At 46.6% G+C, this 23,686-nt stretch carries 23 protein-coding genes and 1 tRNA gene; 15 read left to right on the forward strand and 9 right to left on the reverse strand.

Translation table 11 applies throughout. The annotated features are described in order from the left end of the window. Nucleotides 1-3: 3 nt before the first annotated feature. Nucleotides 4-285, reverse strand: a complete 282-nt coding sequence (gene ppnP / locus IE163_RS10345) for a pyrimidine/purine nucleoside phosphorylase (RefSeq protein WP_189432896.1) — start codon at nucleotides 283-285, stop codon at nucleotides 4-6. Between the two features lie 194 nt (nucleotides 286-479). On the opposite strand from ppnP, the gene IE163_RS10350 reads away from it, so the two are divergent. Beyond that, nucleotides 480-3,068, forward strand: coding sequence for an ExeM/NucH family extracellular endonuclease (locus IE163_RS10350; protein ID WP_189432897.1), 2,589 nt, complete (start codon nucleotides 480-482; stop codon nucleotides 3,066-3,068). A gap of 118 nt (nucleotides 3,069-3,186) precedes the next feature. On the opposite strand, the gene fadE is transcribed toward IE163_RS10350, so the two are convergent. Further along, entirely contained in the window at nucleotides 3,187-5,673 is a 2,487-nt protein-coding gene (gene fadE / locus IE163_RS10355) for an acyl-CoA dehydrogenase FadE (RefSeq protein WP_189432898.1), read from the reverse strand. A 298-nt stretch (nucleotides 5,674-5,971) separates the two neighbouring features. Between fadE and IE163_RS10360 the strand changes: the two genes are divergently transcribed. Beyond that, nucleotides 5,972-6,742 carry a class II glutamine amidotransferase gene (locus IE163_RS10360; RefSeq protein ID WP_189432899.1) on the forward strand — a complete coding sequence of 257 codons (771 nt, stop codon included), beginning with the start codon at nucleotides 5,972-5,974 and terminating at the stop codon, nucleotides 6,740-6,742. On the opposite strand, the gene IE163_RS10365 is transcribed toward IE163_RS10360, so the two are convergent. From IE163_RS10365 to cmoA, 7 genes are all read right to left on the reverse strand, one after another. After that, nucleotides 6,710-7,510 (reverse strand): DUF3108 domain-containing protein, encoded by an 801-nt coding sequence (locus IE163_RS10365; RefSeq protein WP_229833520.1) that lies wholly within the window; start codon nucleotides 7,508-7,510, stop codon nucleotides 6,710-6,712. The two genes, IE163_RS10360 and IE163_RS10365, sit on opposite strands and share 33 nt — an antisense overlap. After that, nucleotides 7,482-8,144, reverse strand: coding sequence for a phosphoribosylglycinamide formyltransferase (purN, locus tag IE163_RS10370; RefSeq protein WP_189432900.1), 663 nt, complete (start codon nucleotides 8,142-8,144; stop codon nucleotides 7,482-7,484). Before purN ends, IE163_RS10365 begins: the two co-directional genes overlap by 29 nt. A 9-nt stretch (nucleotides 8,145-8,153) precedes the next feature. Beyond that, a complete protein-coding gene (gene purM, locus IE163_RS10375) occupies nucleotides 8,154-9,197 on the reverse strand; it encodes a phosphoribosylformylglycinamidine cyclo-ligase (RefSeq protein ID WP_189432901.1) in 1,044 nt (347 codons plus the stop codon). Between the two features lie 76 nt (nucleotides 9,198-9,273). Next, nucleotides 9,274-9,684: a hypothetical protein gene (locus tag IE163_RS10380; protein ID WP_229833521.1), complete on the reverse strand. Its 411-nt coding sequence runs from the start codon at nucleotides 9,682-9,684 to the stop codon at nucleotides 9,274-9,276. Between the two features lie 9 nt (nucleotides 9,685-9,693). Beyond that, nucleotides 9,694-10,581, reverse strand: coding sequence for a LysR family transcriptional regulator (locus IE163_RS10385; RefSeq protein WP_189432902.1), 888 nt, complete (start codon nucleotides 10,579-10,581; stop codon nucleotides 9,694-9,696). Nucleotides 10,582-10,647: 66 nt separating this feature from the next. Further along, the gene (gene cmoB / locus IE163_RS10390; RefSeq protein ID WP_189432903.1) at nucleotides 10,648-11,613 is read right to left on the reverse strand and encodes a tRNA 5-methoxyuridine(34)/uridine 5-oxyacetic acid(34) synthase CmoB; all 966 of its coding nucleotides are present in this window, start codon (nucleotides 11,611-11,613) and stop codon (nucleotides 10,648-10,650) included. A gap of 5 nt (nucleotides 11,614-11,618) precedes the next feature. Beyond that, nucleotides 11,619-12,347 carry a carboxy-S-adenosyl-L-methionine synthase CmoA gene (gene cmoA, locus IE163_RS10395; protein WP_189432904.1) on the reverse strand — a complete coding sequence of 243 codons (729 nt, stop codon included), beginning with the start codon at nucleotides 12,345-12,347 and terminating at the stop codon, nucleotides 11,619-11,621. Between the two features lie 192 nt (nucleotides 12,348-12,539). Between cmoA and aspS the strand changes: the two genes are divergently transcribed. From aspS to IE163_RS10460, 13 genes are all read left to right on the forward strand, one after another. Further along, complete coding sequence (gene aspS / locus IE163_RS10400) at nucleotides 12,540-14,315, forward strand: aspartate--tRNA ligase (protein WP_189432905.1); 1,776 nt, start codon at nucleotides 12,540-12,542, stop codon at nucleotides 14,313-14,315. Nucleotides 14,316-14,388: 73 nt separating this feature from the next. Continuing rightward, nucleotides 14,389-15,132, forward strand: a complete 744-nt coding sequence (locus tag IE163_RS10405) for a YebC/PmpR family DNA-binding transcriptional regulator (protein ID WP_189432906.1) — start codon at nucleotides 14,389-14,391, stop codon at nucleotides 15,130-15,132. Between the two features lie 52 nt (nucleotides 15,133-15,184). Then, the gene (gene ruvC / locus IE163_RS10410; protein ID WP_189432907.1) at nucleotides 15,185-15,706 is read left to right on the forward strand and encodes a crossover junction endodeoxyribonuclease RuvC; all 522 of its coding nucleotides are present in this window, start codon (nucleotides 15,185-15,187) and stop codon (nucleotides 15,704-15,706) included. A 137-nt stretch (nucleotides 15,707-15,843) separates the two neighbouring features. Beyond that, the gene (gene ruvA / locus IE163_RS10415) at nucleotides 15,844-16,464 is read left to right on the forward strand and encodes a Holliday junction branch migration protein RuvA (RefSeq protein WP_189432908.1); all 621 of its coding nucleotides are present in this window, start codon (nucleotides 15,844-15,846) and stop codon (nucleotides 16,462-16,464) included. 31 nt (nucleotides 16,465-16,495) lie between these two features. Next, a complete protein-coding gene (gene ruvB / locus IE163_RS10420) occupies nucleotides 16,496-17,509 on the forward strand; it encodes a Holliday junction branch migration DNA helicase RuvB (protein ID WP_189432909.1) in 1,014 nt (337 codons plus the stop codon). Nucleotides 17,510-18,240: 731 nt separating this feature from the next. Continuing rightward, on the forward strand, nucleotides 18,241-18,651 hold the full coding sequence (ybgC, locus tag IE163_RS10425) for a tol-pal system-associated acyl-CoA thioesterase (RefSeq protein ID WP_189432910.1): 411 nt from the start codon (nucleotides 18,241-18,243) through the stop codon (nucleotides 18,649-18,651). Continuing rightward, on the forward strand, nucleotides 18,641-19,324 hold the full coding sequence (gene tolQ, locus IE163_RS10430; RefSeq protein WP_189432911.1) for a protein TolQ: 684 nt from the start codon (nucleotides 18,641-18,643) through the stop codon (nucleotides 19,322-19,324). Before ybgC ends, tolQ begins: the two co-directional genes overlap by 11 nt. After that, nucleotides 19,324-19,752 (forward strand): protein TolR, encoded by a 429-nt coding sequence (tolR, locus tag IE163_RS10435; protein ID WP_189432912.1) that lies wholly within the window; start codon nucleotides 19,324-19,326, stop codon nucleotides 19,750-19,752. The genes tolQ and tolR overlap by 1 nt, the downstream gene beginning before the upstream one ends. Beyond that, the gene (gene tolA, locus IE163_RS10440; protein ID WP_189432913.1) at nucleotides 19,742-20,710 is read left to right on the forward strand and encodes a cell envelope integrity protein TolA; all 969 of its coding nucleotides are present in this window, start codon (nucleotides 19,742-19,744) and stop codon (nucleotides 20,708-20,710) included. The genes tolR and tolA overlap by 11 nt, the downstream gene beginning before the upstream one ends. Next, nucleotides 20,710-22,056, forward strand: a complete 1,347-nt coding sequence (gene tolB, locus IE163_RS10445) for a Tol-Pal system beta propeller repeat protein TolB (RefSeq protein ID WP_229833534.1) — start codon at nucleotides 20,710-20,712, stop codon at nucleotides 22,054-22,056. The genes tolA and tolB overlap by 1 nt, the downstream gene beginning before the upstream one ends. A gap of 46 nt (nucleotides 22,057-22,102) precedes the next feature. Beyond that, complete coding sequence (gene pal, locus IE163_RS10450) at nucleotides 22,103-22,621, forward strand: peptidoglycan-associated lipoprotein Pal (RefSeq protein ID WP_189432915.1); 519 nt, start codon at nucleotides 22,103-22,105, stop codon at nucleotides 22,619-22,621. A gap of 22 nt (nucleotides 22,622-22,643) precedes the next feature. Then, the gene (ybgF, locus tag IE163_RS10455; RefSeq protein ID WP_189432916.1) at nucleotides 22,644-23,438 is read left to right on the forward strand and encodes a tol-pal system protein YbgF; all 795 of its coding nucleotides are present in this window, start codon (nucleotides 22,644-22,646) and stop codon (nucleotides 23,436-23,438) included. Between the two features lie 172 nt (nucleotides 23,439-23,610). Continuing rightward, nucleotides 23,611-23,686 (forward strand) — tRNA-Lys (locus tag IE163_RS10460).

Genomic DNA, 23,686 nt, shown 5'->3' on the forward strand with positions numbered 1-23,686 from the left:
AGATTACTCATAGGTGCAAAGGTAAGCGGTATCCTGCTGTACTTGCAACTGAAACTTGGTGTTTGCTGCGACATTAAAAGACTGCCCGCTGTTATAAGTTTGCCAGCTGTCACTGCCAGGTAACTTTACCGTTAGTGCGCCACTAATAACTGTCATCACTTCATGTTGGCTGGTGCCAAACTCATAATCACCCGGTGCCATTACGCCCACCGTGGCAGGAAGTTTCTCACCGGCAAAGGCGATAGAAGCCACCTTACCATCAAAATACTGATTTACTTTAAACATAGTGTCCTCCTTATATTATCCCGCTAGCAGTAAAGCTGAAAAAAGGCGTTTTGCCTAGCAATTTTTAGCTGTTTAGAAGTCTTCATGGCTTGTGCGGGGAAGGGCTAGGGCGTAAAACATAGTTAAAAACGTAATCAAAATGTCATAAATCGGGTTTAATCTGATTTCCCCCCATAAAACTATAGAGAAAAAACGTGAAAAAAAGCCTACTCGCCATCAGTCTGGCGTTGGTATTAGCACCGTCTGCTCATGCCGAATTATTTATATCTGAATATGTAGAAGGTTCGAGTAACAATAAAGCCTTAGAGCTCTACAACCCCGGTACGGAAACGATAAATCTTGCTGGATATCGTATAAGAGTGAGCTTTAACGGCGGAACCTCAGTGCAAACGCTTAACCTGAGTGGCGAAATACCGGCTAGCAAAACGCTGGTTATCGTTAATCCCAATGCCAGCGAAAGGTTACTGGCGCTTGCTGATATAACCTCCTCTGTTGCTGGCTGGAATGGTGATGATGCTATTATTCTTGAAAAAAATGGTGTAGTGATTGACAGTTTTGGTCAGGAAGGTTTCAGGCCGAGTGCAGCCTGGAACCTTAATGGCGTTAGAACCGTTGATCAAACGCTACGTCGTATCGGGGTAGTATACGATACCAATAATACGGATACCTTTGATCCCTCCGCACAGTGGTTGCAGTTTGGCATCGACGATTTCTCAGATCTCGGTCGTTTTAACGGTAGCGTGGTACCGGTAGACCCAGAAGAGCCTGTAGACCCAGTTGAGCAAGATTTAACCTGTGGTGCTGATTTCACCGCTATTGCTGCTATTCAGGGCACGGGGAGTATTAGCCCGTTAGTAGGACAGAATGTTGTAGTGGAAGCCGTTGTTACCCATACTTTACCAGGTTTACGTGGTTATATGATCCAAGCCGCAGATCATGAACAAGATGGTGATCCTTTATCATCGGAAGGGGTTTTTGTCTTTACTAGTAATGCTGCTTTAGGTGTCACGACTGGACAACGGGTGAGATTACGCGCCCAGGTCGCTGAAGCTTTTACCAATACACAATTACAAAATATTACGGCAACAGTAGACTGTGGCACTGCCGTTTTACCTGCACCAGTGTCTATCAGTTTGCCGGTAGTAAATGCCGAATATTTAGAACGTTATGAAGGGATGTTGATCAGGTTTGACCAAGAGCTTACTGTTAACGGTAATTATACGCTGAGTCGTTTTGGCGAGTTGGTATTGGCACAGGGGCGTCGTTTTACTCCAACTCAAGTGGAAACTCCTGGCGTGGCCGCACAAGCTCTGGCTGCACAGCAGCGTTTAAATAAAATTGTGCTGGATGATGCTTCTTCGGTACAAAACCCGGCGTTAGTGCCATATCCGGCACCCGGACTTTCCGCATTTAATACCGTGCGCGCCGGTGATACCATCACTGGTTTAACGGGGACCTTGTATTACGGTTTTAACGAATATAGGGTTAATCCAACGCAGCATGTTAACGTGGTAGCGACTAATCCGCGCACTGCAGCACCTGAGTTGGCCGGTGAGGGTAATTTGAAAATAGCCAGTTTTAACGTGCTTAACTATTTTAATGGTGATGGCATGGGTGGAGGGTTTCCAACGCCACGCGGCGCCCATAATCCACAAGAATTTGAACGGCAAAAAGCAAAAATATTAGCTGCTTTAGCCGCATTAGATGCGACCGTTATTGGATTGATGGAAATTGAAAACGATGGCTTTGCCACAACATCGGCTATCGCTGATCTGGTAATAGGCTTAAGACAGCAATCTGGCGTTGCGGATTGGCAGTACGTTGCAGTTGATGCACCTCAGGTTGGTACCGATCAAATTACTGTGGGTATGCTTTATCGGGCGGATCGAGTTAACCCAGTGGGCACTGCAAAAATTTTGGATGAGCAAAATTCTGCTACGGATAGCAATGGTGCGCCGCTTTTTGACACCCGCCGCAACAGACCTATGTTGGCACAGCGTTTTAGTTTGGTAGAGAACGAGGCAGAATTCGCCGTTATGGTGAATCATTTGAAGTCGAAAGGCTCAGCCTGTGCTGGCGATCCTGATCTAAATGATGGTCAAGGCAATTGTAATCTTACTCGTACCCGCGCAGCAGAAGCGATAGGTGTTTTTGCCGCAGAGCAGTTTGCAGATATCCCGGCGGTAGTGCTAGGTGACTTAAATGCGTATGCTAAAGAAGATCCTCTGACCACCTTAGCTAATGCCGGCTATCTGAGTGCGTTTGAGGTGCTGGGTAAGACGCCAACTTATGGTTATGTCTTTGATAGTCTATCTGGGCAGTTGGATCATATGCTGTTAAATGCTCAAGCCCAACAATATTTGGTGGATGCAGCAGAATGGCATATCAATGCTGACGAGCCGATAGCGCTGGATTACAATCTTGAATTTAAAACGCTACAACAACAAAACGACTTTTATGCACCTGATGCATATCGCTCGTCAGATCACGATCCGGTAATTGTGGCATTGGATTTACCAGCACGAACTGCACCTTTGGATATTCAATTACAACTGGTAAGAGTTAATCAAGGCAATGCGCAATCTGGCAGTAAATTGGTGCAGTTGCGTTGGAGCAGTGAACAAACCGATTTAGTGTTGTATCGGGATGGCCAGATGGTGACTAGGCTAGCTAAGCCGGGTATCTATAATAATCAATTTAAAACGCACGCTAAGTCAGTAACTTATCTGTTGTGTTACGACGCAACTAAGCAGTGCTCAGCTCCTTTACAGGTGAATTTCTAACATAGGTTTGAATCAGGTTCGCTTACACCATAGGCGCCTGGTCACGTCTTTGTCAGATAACCTTAAATAAAAAAGGCCGGTGATACTTACCGGCCTTTTCACAACTACTTTTCAGCTATTACGCTGCCTTGGCTTTCTTCTCTGCAGCGTTTAACACCTCAGCACCATTCGCTTGTTGTGTTAAGCTTTTATCGGCAGCGAGATACTCTGGCTCAAAGTCGTCAACGTTAATCACAAACAAGCGGCTTTCTTCTGCTGTGGTCAGCACTGCTGCTTCTTGCTTATTAATCACACCTAGTGATAGGCCAAGTTCTGCTACTTCATGCAAGCGGAAGAAGGGCAAGCGTTTGCCAGAGGCTTTGCTAACTTTATCAAACAGCGGCTCAGCAGCTAATACATCTAACAGAGCTTGTTCAACTCGGCCTAATTGATTACCTGGTTCTACAGTTAAATACAGGTGCTTACCTAAACGATTCCGAGCTTCGCAAGGCGTCATCATAATGCGGGCCACTTGATGATCCAAGGTATCCGCTGGTTTACGTAAAGTGCGACCGAATGGGAACACAATACGTTTTAATACCACACCTACTACCCGGTTCGGGAAGTTGTCGAACAATTCGTCTAGCGCTTGTTGTGCTTTAGCTAAGTTATCCTCACAGGCCCACTGTACTAAGGGTAAGTCTTGTGCTTGACGGCCCTCATCCTGATAACGCTTCAATACTGATGAAGTGATATACAGCATGCTTAAAATGTCACCTAAACGGGCTGAAATACGTTCGCGGCGTTTTAAATCACCACCCATGGTTCCCATTGCCACATCAGACATCAGTGCTAAGGCGGCGCTGAAACGGTTCATTTGTTTGTAGTAACGCGCTGTTGCATCATTATAAGGGGCATGACTAAAGGCGCCGCCGCTTAATGATAACCAGAAAGTGCGGAAGAAATTGCTGATTGCAAAACCGACGTGACCAAATAAGGCTTTATCAAAAGCGGTAACAGCAGCATTTTCATCGCTTAACTGCGCAGCTTGTAATTCAGCTAGTACATAAGGATGACAACGAATTGCACCCTGACCATAAATAATCATACTACGCGTTAGAATATTGGCCCCTTCAACTGTAATGGCTACCGGCGCACCTTGATAACCACGTGCCAGATAGTTATTCGGGCCCATACAGATACCTTTACCACCGTGTACGTCCATTGCATCGTTTATGGCGGTACGCATACGTTCAGTCATATGATATTTGGTGATGGCGGATACCACTGATGGTTTTTCACCTAAATCAATAGCTCCCACGGACATAGACGTTGATGCATCGGCCATGTAAGCATAGCCACCAATTCGCGCCATTGCTTCTTCTACGCCTTCCATTTTACCCACGGGTAACTTGAATTGGCGGCGGATACGGGCATAAGCGCCCGTTGCCAGTGCGGCTGCTTTAATACCACCAGTACTGTTTGAGGGTAGGGTAATAGCACGGCCTACTGACAAACATTCCACCAGCATCCGCCAGCCTTGGCCAGCCATTTTCGGGCCACCAATGATGTAAGATAACGGCACGAACACCTCAGTCCCCTGAGTTGGACCATTTTGGAAGGGGACGTTCAATGGGAAGTGGCGGCGACCAATTTTCACCCCTGGGGTATTGGCAGGAATAAGTGCACAGGTAATGCCCAAATCTTCCTTGTCGCCTAATAACTTATCAGGATCTTGTAGTTTAAAAGCCAGGCCCAATACGGTTGCGATAGGGGCCAGCGTAATATAACGCTTGTTCCAGGTTAGGCGCATGCCCAACACTTCTTCACCTTGCCATTGGCCTTTGCAAACAACGCCAAAGTCAGGGATAGCGCCAGCATCAGAACCGGCTTCCGGGCTGGTCAAGGCAAAGCAGGGAACGTCTATACCTTTGGCTAAGCGAGGCAAATAATAATTCTTTTGTTCTTCAGTACCGTAATGTTGCAACAGCTCTCCAGGACCTAACGAGTTAGGTACACCAACGATACTAGAGAGCATCATGCTTTTACTGGTTAGCTTTTGTAATACACAAGATTGAGCAAAGGCAGAAAACTCCAGACCGCCAAACTCCTTTTTGATGATCATCGCAAAGAAGCCTTTGTCTTTTAAGTACTGGTACACTTCAGGGGATAAATCAGCACGCTCATGGGTGGCATGCCAGTCATCTGTCATCGCTAACAGCTCTTCAACAGGGCCGTCTAAAAAAGCTTGTTCTTCAGCACTTAAGCGTGGCTGTGGGAAATTGTGCATTTTGTGCCAATCTGGATTACCACGAAATAGATCGCCTTCCCACCAAGTCGTACCGGCATCGATAGCTTCTTTTTCTGTGGTTGACATCTCAGGCATAATCTTGCGATATAGCTTTAACAGCGGCTTTGTTAGATGCTGTTGACGTACCGAGGCAATATTTAACGGTAAAGCGATAGCTAAAAAGACTAACCAGCCCCAAAAGCCAACGACATCGCTAAAAGTACCAACAAGTAACACCGCTGCCAGAGCTGCGGTAAAAAGGGTAAGGCTGGCACGATGATAGGCTAGAACGCCTGTTGCCACCAGCAAAGCAACAATTATTAGGAACACACTCATTGTAAACTCCCGTAAAAAGAGGTCTGACCACTAAGCCTCTAGCTTAGAACGCTTTAATCTAAGTTGCAAGTATTACTGCATTTCGCTTTTATGGCAGAATTGTCAACTTAAGTTGCATACACTGTGATAAGTCAGCTCGTTACTCTAACGCTAAGCCATACTACTGCTGTTAGTGATATTGATAGCTACGTCTGCATTGAGTTTTTAGCTTAATATCTCTATTCGCTGCTTGCGTGATAAGTTAAGTATAGTGCAGCTAGAACAGAGTTTTACCATAACGTCTTTAAGAGGATGGCAAATGTGTGAATTACTTGGTATGTCGGCTAATGTACCGACAGATATTTGTTTTAGTTTTAAAGGCTTAAAAGAACGAGGTGGTCGTACCGGCCCACATAAAGATGGATGGGGAGTGGCTTTTTATGAGAATAAAGGTGTTTGTACCTTTAAAGATGCCTTGCCAAGTTATCAATCAGAAATAGCCCGGCTGGTGTCGGATTACCCCATTAAGAGCACAGCGGTGGTTGCCCATGTGCGTCAAGCCAATAGGGGACGGGTAGCTCTGGAAAATACGCATCCTTTCACTCGTGAGTTGTGGGGACGTTATTGGACTTATGCTCACAATGGCCAATTATCAGGCGATAAAGATTTACCGGTACAACGCTTTCAACCTGTTGGTACCACCGACAGTGAGCGCGCATTTTGCTTTTTACTGAGTAAACTCTCTGAGCGTTATCCGAATAAAAGCCCCGGCCCGAAAGCAGCATTTCGTTTTATTAGTACGCTGTTACCTCAGTTGCAGCAGCTCGGTGTCTTCAATATGCTGCTAACTGATGGTGAGTATTTACTGGCATTTTGTAGCACTAAGTTGCATTGGCTAACCCGGCGAGCGCCTTTTGGTGTCGCCAGATTATCAGATGTAGATGTTGATATCGATTTTACAAAAGAAACTACACCAAATGATGTCGTTACTATTATTGCCACTGAACCGCTGACAAACAATGAACAGTGGCAAAAAATGCAAAGCGGTGAAGCACAATTATTCCGTTTCGGTGAGCCCTGTCGACTCTGATTGGCGGTTAAGCCAATTTAGCTTGTGGAGCTGTACATCGAACTGTTCTACGTTATCCTCGCCGCGCCAGAGCCTAACCAGCATATAATCCAGGCTTGGAGCCACCCAGGCGAGTACTTGCTTGTCGCTATTTTCTTCAATGCGGGCGATCCTAAGCGCACGAATGGTACCAAAAGGCAGGGCCAGCGGTTCTTCCATTACCACCTGATAATGATAGGTTTTGCTGTTGCCATCCCGGTTTAGCACATCATAGGAAAACACTGTTTTCCCTGCTTGTAAATCCAGCACCAGTTGTTGATGATAGCTCAATGGATCCAGCCAGTTATCTTGCCAGTCTATTGTTTTTAGCTGTGGTTTTTTACCGGTAAATAATTGCTGATTTTGCCAATCCAAGCGCAGCTCATAATGACGATTTGCGCCGGTGCCCGAACGTTTCATAACATAATGCAGCGGACGGAGCTGATGTTGTTCTACCGTAAATTTAGACACTTCACTGCGCTTGTCACTAAATACCAGCCAGCTAATATCGCTACTGTAGCCCATTTCATAGTGGTCGTCCTTGCTATGCAAATAGCGTTTGGCCGAACCATGGCTTTTACCGCCGCGATAAATAAGGTATTCAGCGTTAAAGGTACTAAACTGCGCTGTGCCTGCGGCAGTTGTTGGTGTAACGGGACTTTCTGGCTGTGCCAAAGCAGCGGCACTGCAAAACATTATTGAGCTTAGAACAAGTGACGCTTTAAAGCGCCACTGCTGAGTCATCCTCATCTTGGGCATAACCTTGTGCTGGAAGTAAGTTACCATCTAACCATGCCTCATTCATACGCTGTTGTAAACGGTTTTGGCAAAACCAGCGCACGACTAACGGGTAGATTAGATGTTCTTGTTCATGCACCCGTTCTGCCACTGTTGAGGCATCGTCACCTGGGAAAATAGGCACCTTAGCTTGCAAGATCACCGGGCCACCGTCTAGCTGTTCAGTAACAAAATGTACACTGCAGCCATGTTCGGTATCACCGGCAGCAATTGCGCGTTGATGCGTATCTAATCCCTGATACTTCGGCAACAAGGAGGGATGAATGTTCAATAATTTTCCAGAAAAATGCTGCACAAAGCCTGGGGTTAAGATACGCATAAAACCAGCAAGCACGATAAGTTCAGCATCAAAGCTTTCTATAGCGGTTTGTAGGGCGGCATCATAACATTGGCGATCAGCATAATCTTTGTGGCTTACGACTTGCGTGGCGATACCTGCGGCCTTGGCACGTTGTAACCCGAAAGCACTGGCTTTATTAGCAATTACCCCGGTAATTCTACCGGGGATCAGGCCTTTCGCACAGCCATCAATAATGGCTTGCAAGTTGCTGCCATTACCGGAGATCAGTACTACTATTGCTTTCATGCGGCCTCGTTATTCATTAATGATAACAAGTTGCTCGTCTGCCGCAGCAGCTTGAATTTCACCTAGGTGCCACGCTGTTTCGCCAGCTTGTCGCAATTGGTTTAAAGCGTTTTGTAATTGCGCAGCAGGAACCACCACAATCATACCAACACCACAGTTAAAGGTGCGGTACATTTCATGGCGGCTAATGTTACCTTGCTGTTGCAACCAGTTAAAGATAGCCGGCCATTGCCAACTCTTGCCGTCGATCACGGCTTTGGTATTTTCAGGTAACACCCGTGGAATATTTTCCCAAAAGCCGCCACCCGTAACATGGCACAGTGCATGTACCGGGGTAGTTTTAAAGAGTTCCAGCAGGTTTTTCACATAAATACGGGTAGGTTCAAGCAAATGGTCCGCTAAGCTTTTGCCTTCCAGCAGCGTATCTGCAGATTGACCAGACACTTCCAACACTTTGCGAATTAACGAGAAGCCATTTGAGTGCGGGCCAGAGGAGGCAAGGGCAACAAGCTGATCGCCCGGCTGAACTTTAGTACCGTCGATAATCTCAGCTTTTTCTACGACACCAACGCAGAAACCGGCGATATCATAATCTTCACCATGGTACATGCCAGGCATTTCTGCAGTTTCACCACCCACCAATGCACAACCTGATTGTACGCAGCCTTCGGCAATGCCTGCTACTACGCGCGATGCCGTGTCTACGTCCAGTTTGCCGGTAGCATAGTAATCGAGGAAGAATAAAGGCTCAGCACCTTGTACCACCAAGTCGTTGACGCACATTGCTACTAAATCGATACCTACACCGTCATGGCGCTTTAAATCCATAGCCAGACGTAATTTGGTGCCCACACCATCCGTACCTGAAACTAAAACAGGTTCTTTATAGCCAGCCGGGATTTGGCACAGGGCACCGAAACCACCTAAACCACCCATTACCTCGGGGCGGGTAGTACGTTTTACCGCGCCTTTAATGCGTTCAACTAGCGCATTACCTGCGTCAATGTCTACTCCGGCGTCTTTGTAACTTAAAGATGTGTTGTGCTCGCTCACGGCTTTCCTCGAAATGGCTAAGTGGGTTGGCTAAAGTGGGCGTCATTTTACCTGTTTAACGGCGCAGACAAAAGCCTTACTGCATAGCATTCTGCTTGGCTTGTTGTACATAGGCTTGCAAGCTGATGCTATTGTCGTTGGTTATTTTATGGTAACACACTGATGCAAATGGAAATTCTTTGTCGCCAAAGCCTACTGCCATATAAGGTGCGGTTTGATCAATATTATTACTTTGCCAGTGGCCCCCCACATTATGGATAAAAATTTCCCCCACGTAGGCTCCCATAATATTACAAAGCGTAAATAACATCTCACTTGAATGTGCTTTAGTCTGTTGAGCTGTGTGCAGTTGGGATAACAGCTGATCGACCTGAGACAGGCTGGCTAGGTCACCCTCTAAACTGATTTGATGTTGCTCTGCCGCATAGATTTTGGCATCTTGCGCTGAGGCCTGCATTAAGTCGCTAAGTTCCTGAGATTGCATCATAGATCCTGCCTATTTTTTGTGAATTGCTAATAGTAATTGCCGTAGTTGACGACTGCCTGGTCCCAGGGTTTCTTCCTGCGGTGCCAGTAACCCCATAGTGATGAGTCGCTCTGAGCTTTGTTGCAGTGGTAAATGAAACAAGCGACCTTGTTCAAGTAGTTGCTCTACCACAAAATCAGGGAGCCAACAAAAACCTAGCCCCATTAATAAAATCTCTACCGCTTCATGAAAGTTATCCACAGTCCAGCGCTGCTCTGCTTTAAGCCAGCCCATATGCTCTTGTGGCTTTACGGCCGTATCGCGGATCACAATTTGTAGCTGCTGGCTGAGCTCATTTTGATCTAAGCTGGTGACCTCTGCTAACGGATGCGCGGCGCCTACTACGGGGATAAAGCGTGTTACATATAATGGTTCACTTAAGTAACCTTTGGGTACTAAACCGGTAATGACCAGGTCCGCTTTTTTCTGAGTGATCACTTCGCTGGTACCGGTGAGCACGGTATCAATAATTTGTACCCTACTGCCCCGACTTAGCGGGTAAAACTGTTTTAAAGCTTCATATAAATACTGTTTAGGGTAGGCGAGCTCAGTGGCTATTCGAATTTCTGGTTCCCAGCCCTTATCCAGGTTATCGGCCAGTAGCTCTAAATCTTCAATTTGCTGGGTGAGAATTCTGGAGCGGCGTAACATGACCTCTCCAGCCGCAGTTAATTGTGCCTTGCGACCAATTACTTCTAATAGTTCAACCCCCAGCTGGGCTTGCAACTTCGATACAGCATGATTAAGCGAAGATTGGCTTTTGTTAAGTAGCTCCGCTGCCTGAGTGTAGCCGCCGGCATCGACCACCGCTTGCAGAATGCGCCATTGTTCCAGCGTTGATTTCGGGCGATAGGGCATAGCGACAGTATTTCCTTATTGTTTATGCTTAAGCTGTTGCCGCCAAACGCGTTAAACCTATAGCAGTTAAGCCCGGGCAATTAGCACCGCTCTAAGCGGCGCCGGATAACCTTCAATGGTCTTACTATGATCATTTGGGTCCAGAAAATCAATCAGACTTTCATTTTCCATCCAGGCTGTAGCCCGTTGCTCCTCAAAAGAGGTAGTATTTAAATCGACCAGCCGGATATCGCTGAAGCCTAAACGCTCCAGCCAGTGGCTTAATGCAGCGGTACTGGGAATAAACCAAACATTGCGCATCTTGGCGTAGCGTTCACCCGGCATCAACACCGTTTGCGCATCACCTTCCACCACCAAAGTTTCGAGCACTAATTCGCCGCCTGGACGTAGCTGGTTTTTTAGCTGCTGCAAAAAATCAACCGGTGAGCGCCGATGATAAAGGACGCCCATCGAAAATACCGTATCAAACTGTTTTAATACCGGCATCTCATCAATGCCAATAGGGATCAAATTAACAGCCAGATCGGGATTAAAATGTTTGATTGCCTGAAACTGGGCATAAAATAGTTGCGAGGGATCGATACCGACCACACATTTAGCCCCAGCGCCGCGCATCCGCCATAAATGATAACCACTGCCACAGCCAACATCGAGTACGTAACGGTTAGTCAGATCACTGATATGCGGCAGCACCCGTTGCCACTTCCAATCTGAACGCCACTCAGTATCAATATCGATACCATGCAGTTGAAAGGGACCTTTGCGCCAGGGTTTTAGCTGTTGTAATAAAAACCTGATGCGCTCGGCTTCGCCTTTGCTTATGTCAGAGGCGGTACCAAATTCAACCGCATTCGCCAGCTCGATGTGGCTGACCTCGGTTTGAGGTAAATTAGTCAACACCTTTTGCCATTGCTTAAAATCGCCATGCAGCGCGGTTTTAGACCAACTTGCCAGTTGCGCCGGCAGGGTTTCCAGCCAGGGACTTAAGCGACTTTGCGCCAGTAATGCGTAAAAAGCAGAAAAATCTAACATGGGGCTTAGTCCTTAATGGCAAACATCGAGCAAAAGTTAAAGCACTGAAACCATAGGTTGTGGGCATTAAAGCCCGCTTGCTGCAATCTTTTGGCATGGCTGGCAAGCGTATCCGGGCGCATCACGTTTTCCAGCGCCGTGCGTTTTTGGCTGATTTCTAATTCGCTATAGCCATTGGCGCGTTTAAAATCATGGTATAAATCAATGAGTAGCTCATTGGTGATAGTGTCGTCCGTCTTGAATTTTTCAGACAAAATTAAGATGCCACCCGGTTTTAATCCCTGATAAATGCGATTGATTAGTGCCTCACGATCTTCAGGAGGTAGAAATTGCAGGGTAAAGTTAATAACGACAACTGCTGCGTTTTCAATCGGGATTTGCCTGATATCCGCTAATACTGCCTCTACCGGAATATCGGAGCGAAAGGCCTGTAAGTGCCGCTGACAGCGCTCTATCATGGCGCGGCTATTGTCCACTGCGATAACTTTACCCTTTGCTGCAGTAATATGGCGGCGCATGGCTAAACTGGCCGCACCTAAGGAGCAACCCAAATCATAATAGTGACTGTTATCTTGCTGATAGCGGGCTGTCAGTTTGCCAATGGTTTGAATAATGGTTTGGTAACCCGGCACCGAGCGTTGAATCATATCCGGAAACACATCGGCCACCGCATCATCAAAGCGGAAATCCTGAATATGAGCTAAAGGCTCAGCGTAAACATGATCTTTTTGCATTAAAAACCTGCTAACTAAACACGCAATAATGGCATTAGTTTACCGTAATTTTGCACTTGGCAGAAAACTTATCGTGGCACTTGCAGGCTATCGCAGAGTTTTCGGCTCTGGGCAGTGACATTAAAGCGCATTTCGCTATAATTGCCGGCATTAAAATTAGTAAGCGTATATGCTCTGATAAAGGATAAATTAATGCGTAGTCATTATTGCGGTAAGTTAACAGCAAATGAAGTGGGTCAACAGGTCACCTTAAGTGGCTGGGTAAATCGGCGTCGGGATTTAGGCGGTCTTATTTTTATCGACTTGCGTGACCGTGAAGGTTTGGTGCAAGTGGTTTGCGATCCGGATTTACACGATCTGTTTGCGGTGGCGTACACAGTGCGTAATGAATTTTGTATTCAAATCAAAGGTGAAGTGCGCGCGCGTCCTGAATCACAGATCAACAAAGACATGGCCACCGGTGCGGTGGAAGTCTATGCCAGCGAGCTAACTATCCTTAATAAATCTGCACCTTTGCCGCTGGATTTTAACCATGAAAATAGCGAAGAGCAGCGCTTAAAATACCGTTATTTAGATTTGCGCCGCCCTTTGATGAGCGAGCGCTTAAAGTTTCGCGCGAAAGTCACCAGCTTCGTGCGTAACTTTATGGACAGCAACGGCTTTTTAGATGTTGAAACCCCTATTTTAACCAAAGCTACGCCAGAAGGTGCGCGGGATTATTTAGTACCAAGCCGCACTCATAAAGGCCAGTTCTTTGCGCTACCGCAATCTCCCCAGTTGTTTAAACAATTGCTGATGATGTCGGGTTTGGATCGCTATTATCAAATCGTAAAATGTTTCCGCGACGAAGATTTACGGGCGGATCGTCAGCCAGAATTTACCCAGATCGATATTGAAACGTCTTTTATGACGTCAGATCAGGTGATGGCCATTACCGAGCAGATGGTGCACCAGATGTTTAATGAATTGCTGAGTGTGGATTTAGGCAGCTTCCCGCGGATGCCTTACTGGGAAGCCATGCGTTTATACGGCTCAGATAAGCCGGATTTACGTAACCCGATGCAATTTGTTGACGTTGCTGATTTGCTAAAAGACGTTGAATTTAAAGTATTCTCCGGCCCGGCCAATGATCCGAAAGGCCGGGTGGTGGCGTTAAAAGTGCCAGGCGCTGCGGAGAAAGTGTCACGTAAAGATATCGACAACTACACCAGCTTTGTCGGCATTTACGGTGCTAAAGGTTTAGCCTGGTTAAAAGTGAACGATATTGCTGCAGGTGCTGAGGGTATTCAGTCGCCAGTAGCGAAATTCTTAACGCCAGAAATTATCAGTGAAATAGTAAGCCGGACAAATGCAGCTAACGGCGATCTGATTTTCTTCGGTGCTGATAGCTATAAAGTAGTCTGTGAAGCCATGGGCGCACTGCGCTTAAAGTTGGGCGAAGATTTAGCCATTACCCAAGCAGGTTGGAAACCACTGTGGGTAGTGGATTTCCCGATGTTTGAAGAAAACGATGATGGCAGTTTCTCTGCAGTACACCATCCGTTTACTTCACCTTTGGATACCCAGGCGTTTTTAGAGACGCCAAACACCGAGTTAAAACTGGGTGCGTTGCTATCTAATGCCTACGATATGGTATTAAATGGCACTGAGTTAGGAGGTGGTTCGGTGCGTATTCACACCGCCGAGGTACAGGCTAAGGTCTTTACCTTGTTAGGTATCAGTGATGAAGAAGCCGTAGAGAAATTTGGTTTCTTATTAGAAGCTCTAAAATACGGTGCACCGCCACATGCTGGTTTAGCCTTTGGTTTAGATCGGTTAGTGATGCTGATGACTGGCGCAACGTCTATTCGTGATGTGATGGCTTTCCCAAAAACCGCTACCGCGGCCTGCCCACTGACCGATGCCCCCGGTGCCGCTAATCCACAGCAACTGGCGGAGCTGGGTATTCAGGTGGTAACGAAAGCGTAAGTTATTATCGAACCTAAGTACGAATACAGCGGGAGACTAAGCCCCGCTGTTTGCTATCCTGCAGGAGTACCAAATGGCTGGACATAGCAAATGGGCGAATATGAAGCATCGCAAAGCCCGTCAAGATGCGAAAAAAAGTAAAATTTGGACCAAAATCATTCGCGAGCTGACCGTAGCTGCGCGCAGCAGCCCCGATACCAGTGCCAATCCCAGACTACGTTTAGCGGTAGACAAAGCCCTATCTGAAAATATGACCCGCGATACCATTGATCGCGCGATAAAACGCGGTGCCGGTATGCAAGAGGGCGATAATTACGAAGAACTGGTTTACGAAGGTTATGGCCCGGGTGGTGTAGCGGTAATTGTTGAAACCATGACGGACAATAATAAGCGCACTGTCGCCGACGTAAGGCATGCCTTTACCAAATACGGTGGTAATTTGGGTACTACAGGCTCGGTAAACTACTTATTTCACCGTAAAGGTGTACTGTTTTTTGCACCAGGCATTGATGAGGATGCGCTGCTTGATGTGGCTCTGGAAGCCGGTGCTGATGATGTACAAACTCAGCCTGATGGCAGTATTGAAGTGCTGACCAGCCCGGACGCTTATAACGAAGTCAAAGACCTGTTAGCGGCGGCGGGTTTTCAGCCTGAAAATGCCGAAATCAGCCTACTACCTGATACACGGGCAGAGCTGGATGCGGAGAATGCAGCGAAGTTTATTAAAATGCTCGATGCGCTGGAAGACTCTGATGATGTGCAAAATGTCTATCATAACGCCGAGATCAGTGATGCCATTATGGCTGAGCTAGATTGAAAATAATGGGTATAATGGTACCTGGAATGATGCACCACTGGCCGGAGTCAACTTGAATATTATTCTCGGAATCGATCCGGGCAGTCGTCTTACCGGTTACGGTGTTATTAAACAACAGGCAGGTAAATTTGTGTACATCGCCAGTGGCTGTATCCGGCTGGGTACTGATGAGTTGCCTGAGCGCTTATTGCGTATTTTTAATGGTATCTCTGAGATTATCGCGCAAACCCAGCCCACTATTTTTGCGATTGAACAAGTATTTATGGCCCGAAACCCAGACTCGGCATTAAAGCTGGGTCAAGCCCGTGGTGCGGCTATTGTTGCAGCCAAGCATGCCGGGCTTGAGGTGCATGAATATTCTGCCCGACAGGTAAAACAGGCGGTAGTGGGTACCGGTGCGGCCGATAAGGCGCAGGTTCAGCATATGGTTCGGCACCTACTAAAGCTGCCGGCCAACCCACAAGCCGATGCCGCCGATGCGCTGGCGGTTGCGCTATGCCATGCTCATACCCAGCAAAGCTTAATTGCTATGGCGGGACAGGCGCGCAAAACGGTGCGTGGGCGTTTACGTTAGCGTGATCTCCTAACCATCTTCATGCCTATGTTAGTCTGGATGCGGATAGCCTCAGATTATGCTGCTTAAGGTATTCTGGATAAGCTATGCGGCAGGCCTTTACCGAAACCGATTTAACCTAAAGAAAAGACCACATTATGATTGGATGTTTAAACGGTACTATTTTAGAAAAACAGCCGCCAGATCTCTTGATAGAGGTTGCTGGGGTAGGTTACGAAGTACAATTACCCCTTACCAGCTTCTATGCTTTACCCGAGGTGGGTAAAACTACCATTATTTATACCCACTTTGTGGTGCGGGAAGACGCGCAATTATTATATGGTTTTAGCAATCAAACCGAGCGCAGTCTGTTTCGGCAGCTGATTAAAGCCAACGGTGTTGGCCCTAAGTTAGCCCTGACCATTTTATCGGGGATGACCGCCCAACAATTTGTACGTTGTGTGCAGTTTGATGACATTAGTACCCTAGTAAAATTACCGGGGGTGGGTAAAAAAACCGCCGAACGGCTCGTTATCGAAATGCGTGATCGTTTAAAAGATTGGGGCGTTTCTGCAACCACAGCGGTGAGCGATAAGCTGATTCTGCAGGATGATGAAGCCTTCTTTGCGCCGCCGGCTTCCGCTGAGCAAGATGCCATCAGTGCGCTGGTAGGTCTTGGCTATTCGCGATTACAAGCAGCAAAAGCCGTTAAGCAACAATTAACACCCGGTATTAGCAGTGAGCAGTTGATTAAAGCTGCTTTAAAAAGCATGATTTAACGCGCTACCTTTAAATAATGAAAGGCCACCTATGATAGAAGCAGATCGCCTGATCCAACCAAAAGCCTTAAAAGAAGATGAAGCTATTGATCGGGCCATTCGACCAAAATCGCTGGCGGATTATACTGGTCAAGTGCATGTCCGCGAACAAATGGCCATTTTTATTGAAGCTGCCCGTGGTCGTGGCGAACCTTTAGATCACTTACTGATTTTCGGCCCACCCGGCTTGGGTAAAACCACCTTAGCGATGATAGTTGCTAATGAGATGGGGGTGAATATTAAAACGACCTCTGGCCCAGTGTTAGAAAAAGCCGGCGATCTGGCGGCGCTGTTAACTAATCTTGAAGAAAATGACGTGCTTTTTATTGACGAAATTCACCGTCTAAGCCCAGTGGTAGAAGAAATACTTTATCCGGCAATGGAAGACTATCAGTTAGATTTAATGATTGGCGAGGGGCCTGCCGCGCGTTCTATCAAACTTGATTTGCCACCTTTTACTCTAGTGGGGGCCACTACTCGAGCTGGTGCGTTAACTTCACCGCTTAGAGATCGCTTTGGCATAGTACAGCGTTTAGAATTTTATAAAGTAGAGGAGCTGAGCCAAATTATTCAACGCTCGGCCCATTTTTTAAATATGCAGTTGGATGCAGAGGGGGCTACAGAAATCGCTCGTCGCTCTCGTGGCACTCCTCGAATTGCTAATCGCTTATTACGCCGGGTACGTGACTTTGCACAGGTAAAGGCCAATGGTCAGGTGACGGTTGATGTCGCCGCGGCGGCACTGAAAATGGTTGATGTAGATGCTCAGGGCTTTGACTATATGGATCGGAAGCTACTAGATGCCATTATTGATAAATTTATGGGCGGTCCGGTAGGTTTAGATAACCTTGCGGCTGCTATTGGTGAGGAGAAAGAAACCATTGAAGATGTAATAGAGCCATTTTTAATTCAACAAGGCTTTATTCAGCGCACACCCAGAGGCCGTATTGCTACCCCCAGGGCCTATCAGCATCTAGGATTTGATTTGCCTGACTCGACAAATTAGCCAAACGAATTCTAAGTAGAGTCAGCGCTTTATCAGTATATTTTTACAGAAGGTGTCGCTATTAGCACTGCTCGAATCAGTAAGAGGCTAAGCGTTATAAAGTGCCTGATAAGATATGTTTGCTGATTTATACGCAAAAAAAAAGCCCGCTCAGGAAGCGGGCAAGCAACAAGTTGAAGGAGTGCTTCAATAAATCCAGGGAACATGCTTGGAGCAAACAACAAAACCTCTCTCACAAAGTCTCATCGTTAAGTGACCTGTACTAAACAACTAAAAATCGCTACCACTTTTTTAGCTGTCTTTGCGCTAGCTCAGAACACAAGCGTATGATAAAGATTTGGAGCTTTTACTTCAAACGAGAAAAAACACGGTTTTGACATAAAAAAAACTAATGCCTTATAGCGAAGGCGTAAGAAGTGATGTGCTAAAAACTATTACATTACCCCTTTAATTATAAAGTGTTCATGCTCTGTTCAGCTAAAAGTATCATCATAAACCCAGATTACTTTTTTACTTTATAACCCGTATCGTTGCTTAACGCTTTTTAATGCAATTTTAACTTATCTAGGGCTTCTAAAATGGAACTTAACTCTAGATAATGGGTCCATAGAATGTTTTGAAAAAAAACAAGTAGTCAGTGCGAAAAAATATAGTTGCCAAATTAGCGTGTAGGCAATTGAGTTCCTGCTCTGGCTTAATTATCATACAGGCGCGAAAGAATACGGATCCAGATGCAGCGAAACAACTTCTCTTGGCCAGTGCGGGTGTATTATGAAGATACCGATGCTGGCGGCATTGTTTACTATGCAAATTACCTGAAATACTTCGAACGAGCGCGCACCGAATGGTTGCGTGCCCTTGGAGTTGAGCAGGATATCTGGCTGCGGCAGCACGTCGCTTTTGTGGTGACAGACGTTCAAATGCAGAATAAACGTCCAGCAAAGTTCAATGAACAGTTGACCGTGTGCAGTGAAATCAGTAGTTTAAAACGTGCGAGTTTGATTTTTAAGCAAGAAATTTATAACGCGCCACAGCAATTAATATGTAGTGCCGAGATCAAAGTGGCTTGTGTGGATCCCGTGCAGTTAAAAGCCCGGTCGATACCGGCAGAAATTATAGAGGTGTTAACGCGTGTCAGGTGAAATTTCGATTCTGCATTTATTACTGGAAGCCAGCATAGTTGTTCAGGCAGTGATGTTGATCCTGGTAGGGATGTCTATTACCTCTTGGGCCATGATCTTCAAGCGCAAGAAAATTTTAAAAGAAGCGCTGGATGATGCCAAAAAATTTGAAGACAGGTTCTGGTCGGGTATCGATTTATCGAAATTATATGCTGAAGTGAGTGCGCGGCAACATGCCAACGGTATGGAGGCCTTGTTCAAAGCGGGTTTTAAAGAATTTGCCAGAATGCATAAAACCAGCCGCCAGTCGGCAGCGGTAATGGACGGCACACATAGGGCGATGCGAGTTGGCTTGTCGCGTGAAGTTGAACGTTTGGAATCTGATCTGCCTTTTTTAGCTACAGTAGGCTCTATTAGCCCTTATATCGGTTTGTTTGGTACCGTTTGGGGCATTATGAATTCTTTTATTGCGCTGGGTGCTGTGCAGCAAGCGACCTTAGCAATGGTTGCCCCAGGTATTGCAGAAGCCCTGATTGCAACAGCAATCGGTTTATTTGCTGCTATTCCGGCAGTAATTGCTTATAACAAGTTTTCTACTCAGGTAGAGCAGTTGGAAAATAGCTATGTAAATTTTGTGGAAGAATTTGCCAATATTTTACACCGCCAGGCAGTAACGAGCGGAGAGCAAGGCTAATGAGTTACACCCGTAAAAAGCGCCGCCCAGTAGCGGAAATTAACGTAGTGCCCTACATCGATGTTATGCTAGTGCTATTGGTGATTTTTATGGTGACGACCCCTATCATTACGCAGGGGGTAAAAGTTGAGCTACCTAAGTCGGCAGCGGAGCCGTTGGAACAATTGAAAGATGGTAAAACACCGCTTGTGGCAACAGTAGACGAAGACGGTTTGTATTATTTTGAAAAAGACGGCAAAAATCAGGGGCCTTTTACTGCAACGCAGTTAACGGTTGAGGTTGCAAGCTGGCTTAGTATTGAACCCGGTACTCAGGTAATAGTAAAGGGTGATGGACGAGTGGATTACAACTCGATAATTCGACTTATTAATGTATTGAAAAATGCTGGAGCACCCGCTGTAGGGTTGATGACTGATAATGAAGTCTGATGCTGTACAAAAATGGTGGCAAACACCATTGACTAAGTCAGTGGGCTTGCATCTAAGCTTAGTGTTGATTTTATTTATTAGTAGCTTGAGTTTTTGGCCCAAGCCAACGCAAATTGTTATATCTGGTGAAGCTGGTAGCAGTGCTGCCAGCGCGCCGCCGCCTCCGCCTGCTCCAGTTGAAGCAGTGGCCATTGACAAACAGGTATTGGAGCAACGGGTTGCTGAAATCAAAAAACAGCAAGACGATGCGCGCAAGGCAGAAGAGCAACGTATCCGCGACTTGGAACGCCGGGCACAACAAGCAGAACGTTCGCGTGCTGCAGAAGAAGCCAGGTTAAAGCGGGTAGCAGAAGAAAAGCGTAAAGCCGATGAAGCCGCACAGGCATCACGTCGCGCCGCAGCAGAAGCCAAGCAGCAGCAAGAAACTGAAGCGGCAAAAGCTAAGGCTGCAGAACAACAACGTATTGCTCGCGAGCAAGAGCGGAAAAAAGCAGAAGAAGCGGCTAAAGCGGCTGAGGCTAAGCGTAAGGCAGAGCAGGAAGCACTAGCAAAAGCGCAGGCAGAAAGAGAGCGTAAAGCGCGCGAAGATCGCGAGCGGGCTGAGCAAGAACGCATGATGCAAGAGCAAATGTCGGCAGAGGCTGAAGCGCGGCGTCGTGCCAGAGCGCAGCAGGCTGTAACCGAAGTGCAACGTTACACTGCAATGATAAGCGATGCGATAGATCGGAATTTAATTAAAGATGAATCGACCATGCGCGGGCGTACCTGCCGGGTCAATATCAGGCTGGCAACCAATGGTTTTGTAACCAGTGTCAATGTGATAAGCGGCGAGCGGGTTGTTTGTGATGCGGCTGTGCGGGCAGTTAACCGTGCCGGTACTTTGCCAATGTCACCCGATCCGGATGTGTATAACCAACTCAAAGATATAACGTTAACGGTGGCACCAGAATTTAGATGATGACTAAAATATTACGTACAGTGTTTTGCAGCTTTTTGCTGTTGCTAGGTGTGCAAGCGCATGCCTCCTTAGAAATTATTATTACCGGTGGCGTTGATTCAGCGCGGCCCGTTGCAGTGTTACCTTTTACCTTTAAAGGTACTACATTGCCTAAAGAAAATATCGCCGAGGTGGTAGCTGCTGATTTGATGCGTAGCGGTAAGTTTAATCCTATTCCTTTTATTAAAATGCCGCAGCGGCCAGCTAAGTCGTCAGAGATTAATTTTAGCGCCTGGGCGAAAGAGGGTGTTGAAGCTATTGTTATGGGCGAAGTCACTGAAGTGGGTATTGACCGCTACGAAGTGGTGTTCGAGCTTATTGATGTGCTCAAAGGTAATACTGGTGCCAGTAGCCGGATGCTAAATCAGGGGCAATTGTCTACTACGGCACATTATATGTTGGACAGCCGCAGTACCACTATTAACGGTAGCCAGTTCCGCCAGTATGCGCATCGCATCAGCGACATTGTATATGAAAAACTAACCGGTGAACGTGGGGCTTTTTTAACAAAGATCGCCTATGTATTAGTACGTCCGAATGCTGAATTTCCATATCAGCTCGTTGTAGCGGATTATGACGGCTATAATGAGCAGGTATTGTTACGCTCAAAAGAACCATTAATGTCGCCAAACTGGTCGCCAGACGGCACTAAGTTAGCTTATGTAACTTTTGAAAAGCGCCAGGCGCAGATTTACATTCAGGACATTTATACTGGCCGCCGAACTATTTTAACGTCGTTCCCTGGCATTAATAGTGCGCCAACATGGTCACCAGACGGTCGAAAAATAGCAATGGTGTTATCTAAAGATGGCAACGCTGAGATTTACGTGATGGATGTTGCCACTAAAGCTTTAACCCGAGTGACTAACCATCGCGCTATTGACACCGAACCAAGTTGGTCACCGGATGGTAAAGAAATCGTATTTAGTTCTGAGCGCGGTGGTAACCCGCAACTTTACACTGTAAATTTAGCCACAGGCGATACACGGCGTTTAACTTTTGAAGGCGAGATGAACCTGGCTGGTACCTTTACGCCTGATGGTCAGTCGGTGGTGATGGTTAATCGCACTGGTGGGCGTTATCAGTTAGCTCGTATGGATAGACAAAGCCGTTTTATGCAAGTGCTGACTGCCACTAATCTGGATGAGTCACCGAGCATTGCGCCAAATGGTTCTATGATTATATACAGCACTATGCATGGTCGTTCGCAGGTGTTGGCACTGGTTTCTATGGATGGGCGTTTTAAAGCAAGACTACCGGCGGCTGATGGACAGGTGAAATCGCCGGCGTGGTCACCTTTTTTATAAAACAAAAACTTGGTAAAACTTGGTAAATTAATCTAAGGACAATATTATGAACTTAAACAAAGTATTAAAGGGCTTGTTAATTGCAGTTCCAGTTTTAACACTGGCTGCATGTAGCTCAAAATCATCAACGGGTGCTGGCGATGCTGATAGTTCAGCAACTACGCAAACTGTGCAGGTAGAGCGTGTTGATCCAGCGGCTACTGCTGCTGAGCAAATGCGTCAGAAAATGGAAGCGTTACGTCGTGAAAACACCGTATACTTCGATTTTGACCGTGCTACTATCCGTCCAGAATTTGCTGAAGTGTTACAAGCACATGGCGAGTTCCTGCGCGCTAACCCAAGCGTACGTGTGACTGTTGAAGGTCATACTGACGAACGTGGTACGCCAGAGTACAACATCGCCCTGGGCGAGCGTCGTGCGCTGTCTGTTGTTCAGTATTTACAAAACCTGGGCGTAAGCGCTGGTCAAATCTCTACTGTTAGCTACGGTGAAGAGAAGCCTGCAGTTCGTGAAACAAACGAAGCTGCTTATGCTAAAAACCGTCGCGCGGTATTGGTATATTAATTAAATAAAGGTACGAGTGAGGATGACAGTGAAAAAACCTCTGCTTATAGCAATGTCCTTAGTCAGTGTTGGCGTCTGGGCAAATCCGGCGCCAGTTACTGAGATAGGCAGAAGCGGCAGAACGGCTTCATCCGCTACTACGCCTGCTGCAGGTACGATGGAACAACGACTTGCAGCATTGGAGCGGGTAGTTGAAGCCCGGGCTGAAGGCCAGGTTCGAATGCAACAACAGTTGCAAATTCTGTTGGATGAAGTCAGTGAGTTGCGTGGTGTCACTGAAACTCATTCGTATCAGCTGGATGAAATTGTTCAGCGTCAACGCGATATTTACCAGGAAATAGATCGGCGGGTTAGCGCTGTACAGGGAACTGCTTCAACGGCAGCGCCCAGTGCCGCGCAACCAGCAACAAGTGGTCCGGCGGTCATGGTTTCAGGGAATATTTCTGAAACCGACGCCTACGACAAAGCGGTAAACATGGTGCTAAAAGATCGGCGTTATGATGCTGCTATTCCTGAATTTGAGACTTTTTTGCGTACTTATCCGAATTCAGTTTATGCGCCAAACGCGCATTATTGGCTAGGGCAGTTGTTATTTAATAATAGCGAGCTAGCTAAGGCAAAAACCCAGTTTGAGCGAGTGGTTAATAACTTTGCCGATTCGAACAAAGTGGCAGATGCACTGTTAAAGCTCGGTCAGATAGCAGAACGCGAAAATGACAAGGCAACAGCCGTCACGCATTATCGAAAACTGACATCTGCTCACGGCAGCACTACAGCTGCCAGATTGGCAAAGGAACGCCTTGAGGCGCTTAAATGATCAACCCGGCCCTGTGCCGGGTTTTTTCTTTACTGTTTAACCATTGCACAAATAACGCTTAGAACGGCAGCGCTTCGCTGGCATTTTAAGCAGTTAGCGTCATCCTAAGCAAAAAATCACAGTTTTTGGTTGCAGAAATTCCGTAAATCAGTAAGATATGCGTCCGCGGTTAGGGTCATTAGCTCAGCTGGTAGAGCAGCGGACTTTTAATCCGTTGGTCGATGGTTCGAATCCATCATGACCCACCA

The sequence above is a fragment of the Alishewanella longhuensis genome, from assembly GCF_014653435.1.
Taxonomy (GTDB): Bacteria; Pseudomonadota; Gammaproteobacteria; order Enterobacterales; family Alteromonadaceae; genus Alishewanella; species Alishewanella longhuensis.

Bases quoted from the DNA above. Each gene is read 5' to 3' on its own strand.
- tolR (WP_189432912.1), top strand. From the start codon at position 19,324: ATGAGTTACACCCGTAAAAAGCGCCGCCCAGTAGCGGAAATTAACGTA.
- IE163_RS10380 (WP_229833521.1), bottom strand. From the start codon at position 9,684: ATGATGCAATCTCAGGAACTTAGCGACTTAATGCAGGCCTCAGCGCAA.
- cmoB (WP_189432903.1), bottom strand. From the start codon at position 11,613: ATGTTAGATTTTTCTGCTTTTTACGCATTACTGGCGCAAAGTCGCTTA.
- purN (WP_189432900.1), bottom strand. From the start codon at position 8,144: ATGAAAGCAATAGTAGTACTGATCTCCGGTAATGGCAGCAACTTGCAA.
- ruvB (WP_189432909.1), top strand. From the start codon at position 16,496: ATGATAGAAGCAGATCGCCTGATCCAACCAAAAGCCTTAAAAGAAGAT.
- pal (WP_189432915.1), top strand. From the start codon at position 22,103: ATGAACTTAAACAAAGTATTAAAGGGCTTGTTAATTGCAGTTCCAGTT.
- ruvA (WP_189432908.1), top strand. From the start codon at position 15,844: ATGATTGGATGTTTAAACGGTACTATTTTAGAAAAACAGCCGCCAGAT.
- IE163_RS10385 (WP_189432902.1), bottom strand. From the start codon at position 10,581: ATGCCCTATCGCCCGAAATCAACGCTGGAACAATGGCGCATTCTGCAA.
- ybgF (WP_189432916.1), top strand. From the start codon at position 22,644: ATGACAGTGAAAAAACCTCTGCTTATAGCAATGTCCTTAGTCAGTGTT.
- tolA (WP_189432913.1), top strand. From the start codon at position 19,742: ATGAAGTCTGATGCTGTACAAAAATGGTGGCAAACACCATTGACTAAG.
- ybgC (WP_189432910.1), top strand. From the start codon at position 18,241: ATGCAGCGAAACAACTTCTCTTGGCCAGTGCGGGTGTATTATGAAGAT.
- IE163_RS10405 (WP_189432906.1), top strand. From the start codon at position 14,389: ATGGCTGGACATAGCAAATGGGCGAATATGAAGCATCGCAAAGCCCGT.
- IE163_RS10365 (WP_229833520.1), bottom strand. From the start codon at position 7,510: ATGAGGATGACTCAGCAGTGGCGCTTTAAAGCGTCACTTGTTCTAAGC.
- IE163_RS10360 (WP_189432899.1), top strand. From the start codon at position 5,972: ATGTGTGAATTACTTGGTATGTCGGCTAATGTACCGACAGATATTTGT.
- tolB (WP_229833534.1), top strand. From the start codon at position 20,710: ATGACTAAAATATTACGTACAGTGTTTTGCAGCTTTTTGCTGTTGCTA.
- ppnP (WP_189432896.1), bottom strand. From the start codon at position 285: ATGTTTAAAGTAAATCAGTATTTTGATGGTAAGGTGGCTTCTATCGCC.
- aspS (WP_189432905.1), top strand. From the start codon at position 12,540: ATGCGTAGTCATTATTGCGGTAAGTTAACAGCAAATGAAGTGGGTCAA.
- fadE (WP_189432898.1), bottom strand. From the start codon at position 5,673: ATGAGTGTGTTCCTAATAATTGTTGCTTTGCTGGTGGCAACAGGCGTT.
- cmoA (WP_189432904.1), bottom strand. From the start codon at position 12,347: ATGCAAAAAGATCATGTTTACGCTGAGCCTTTAGCTCATATTCAGGAT.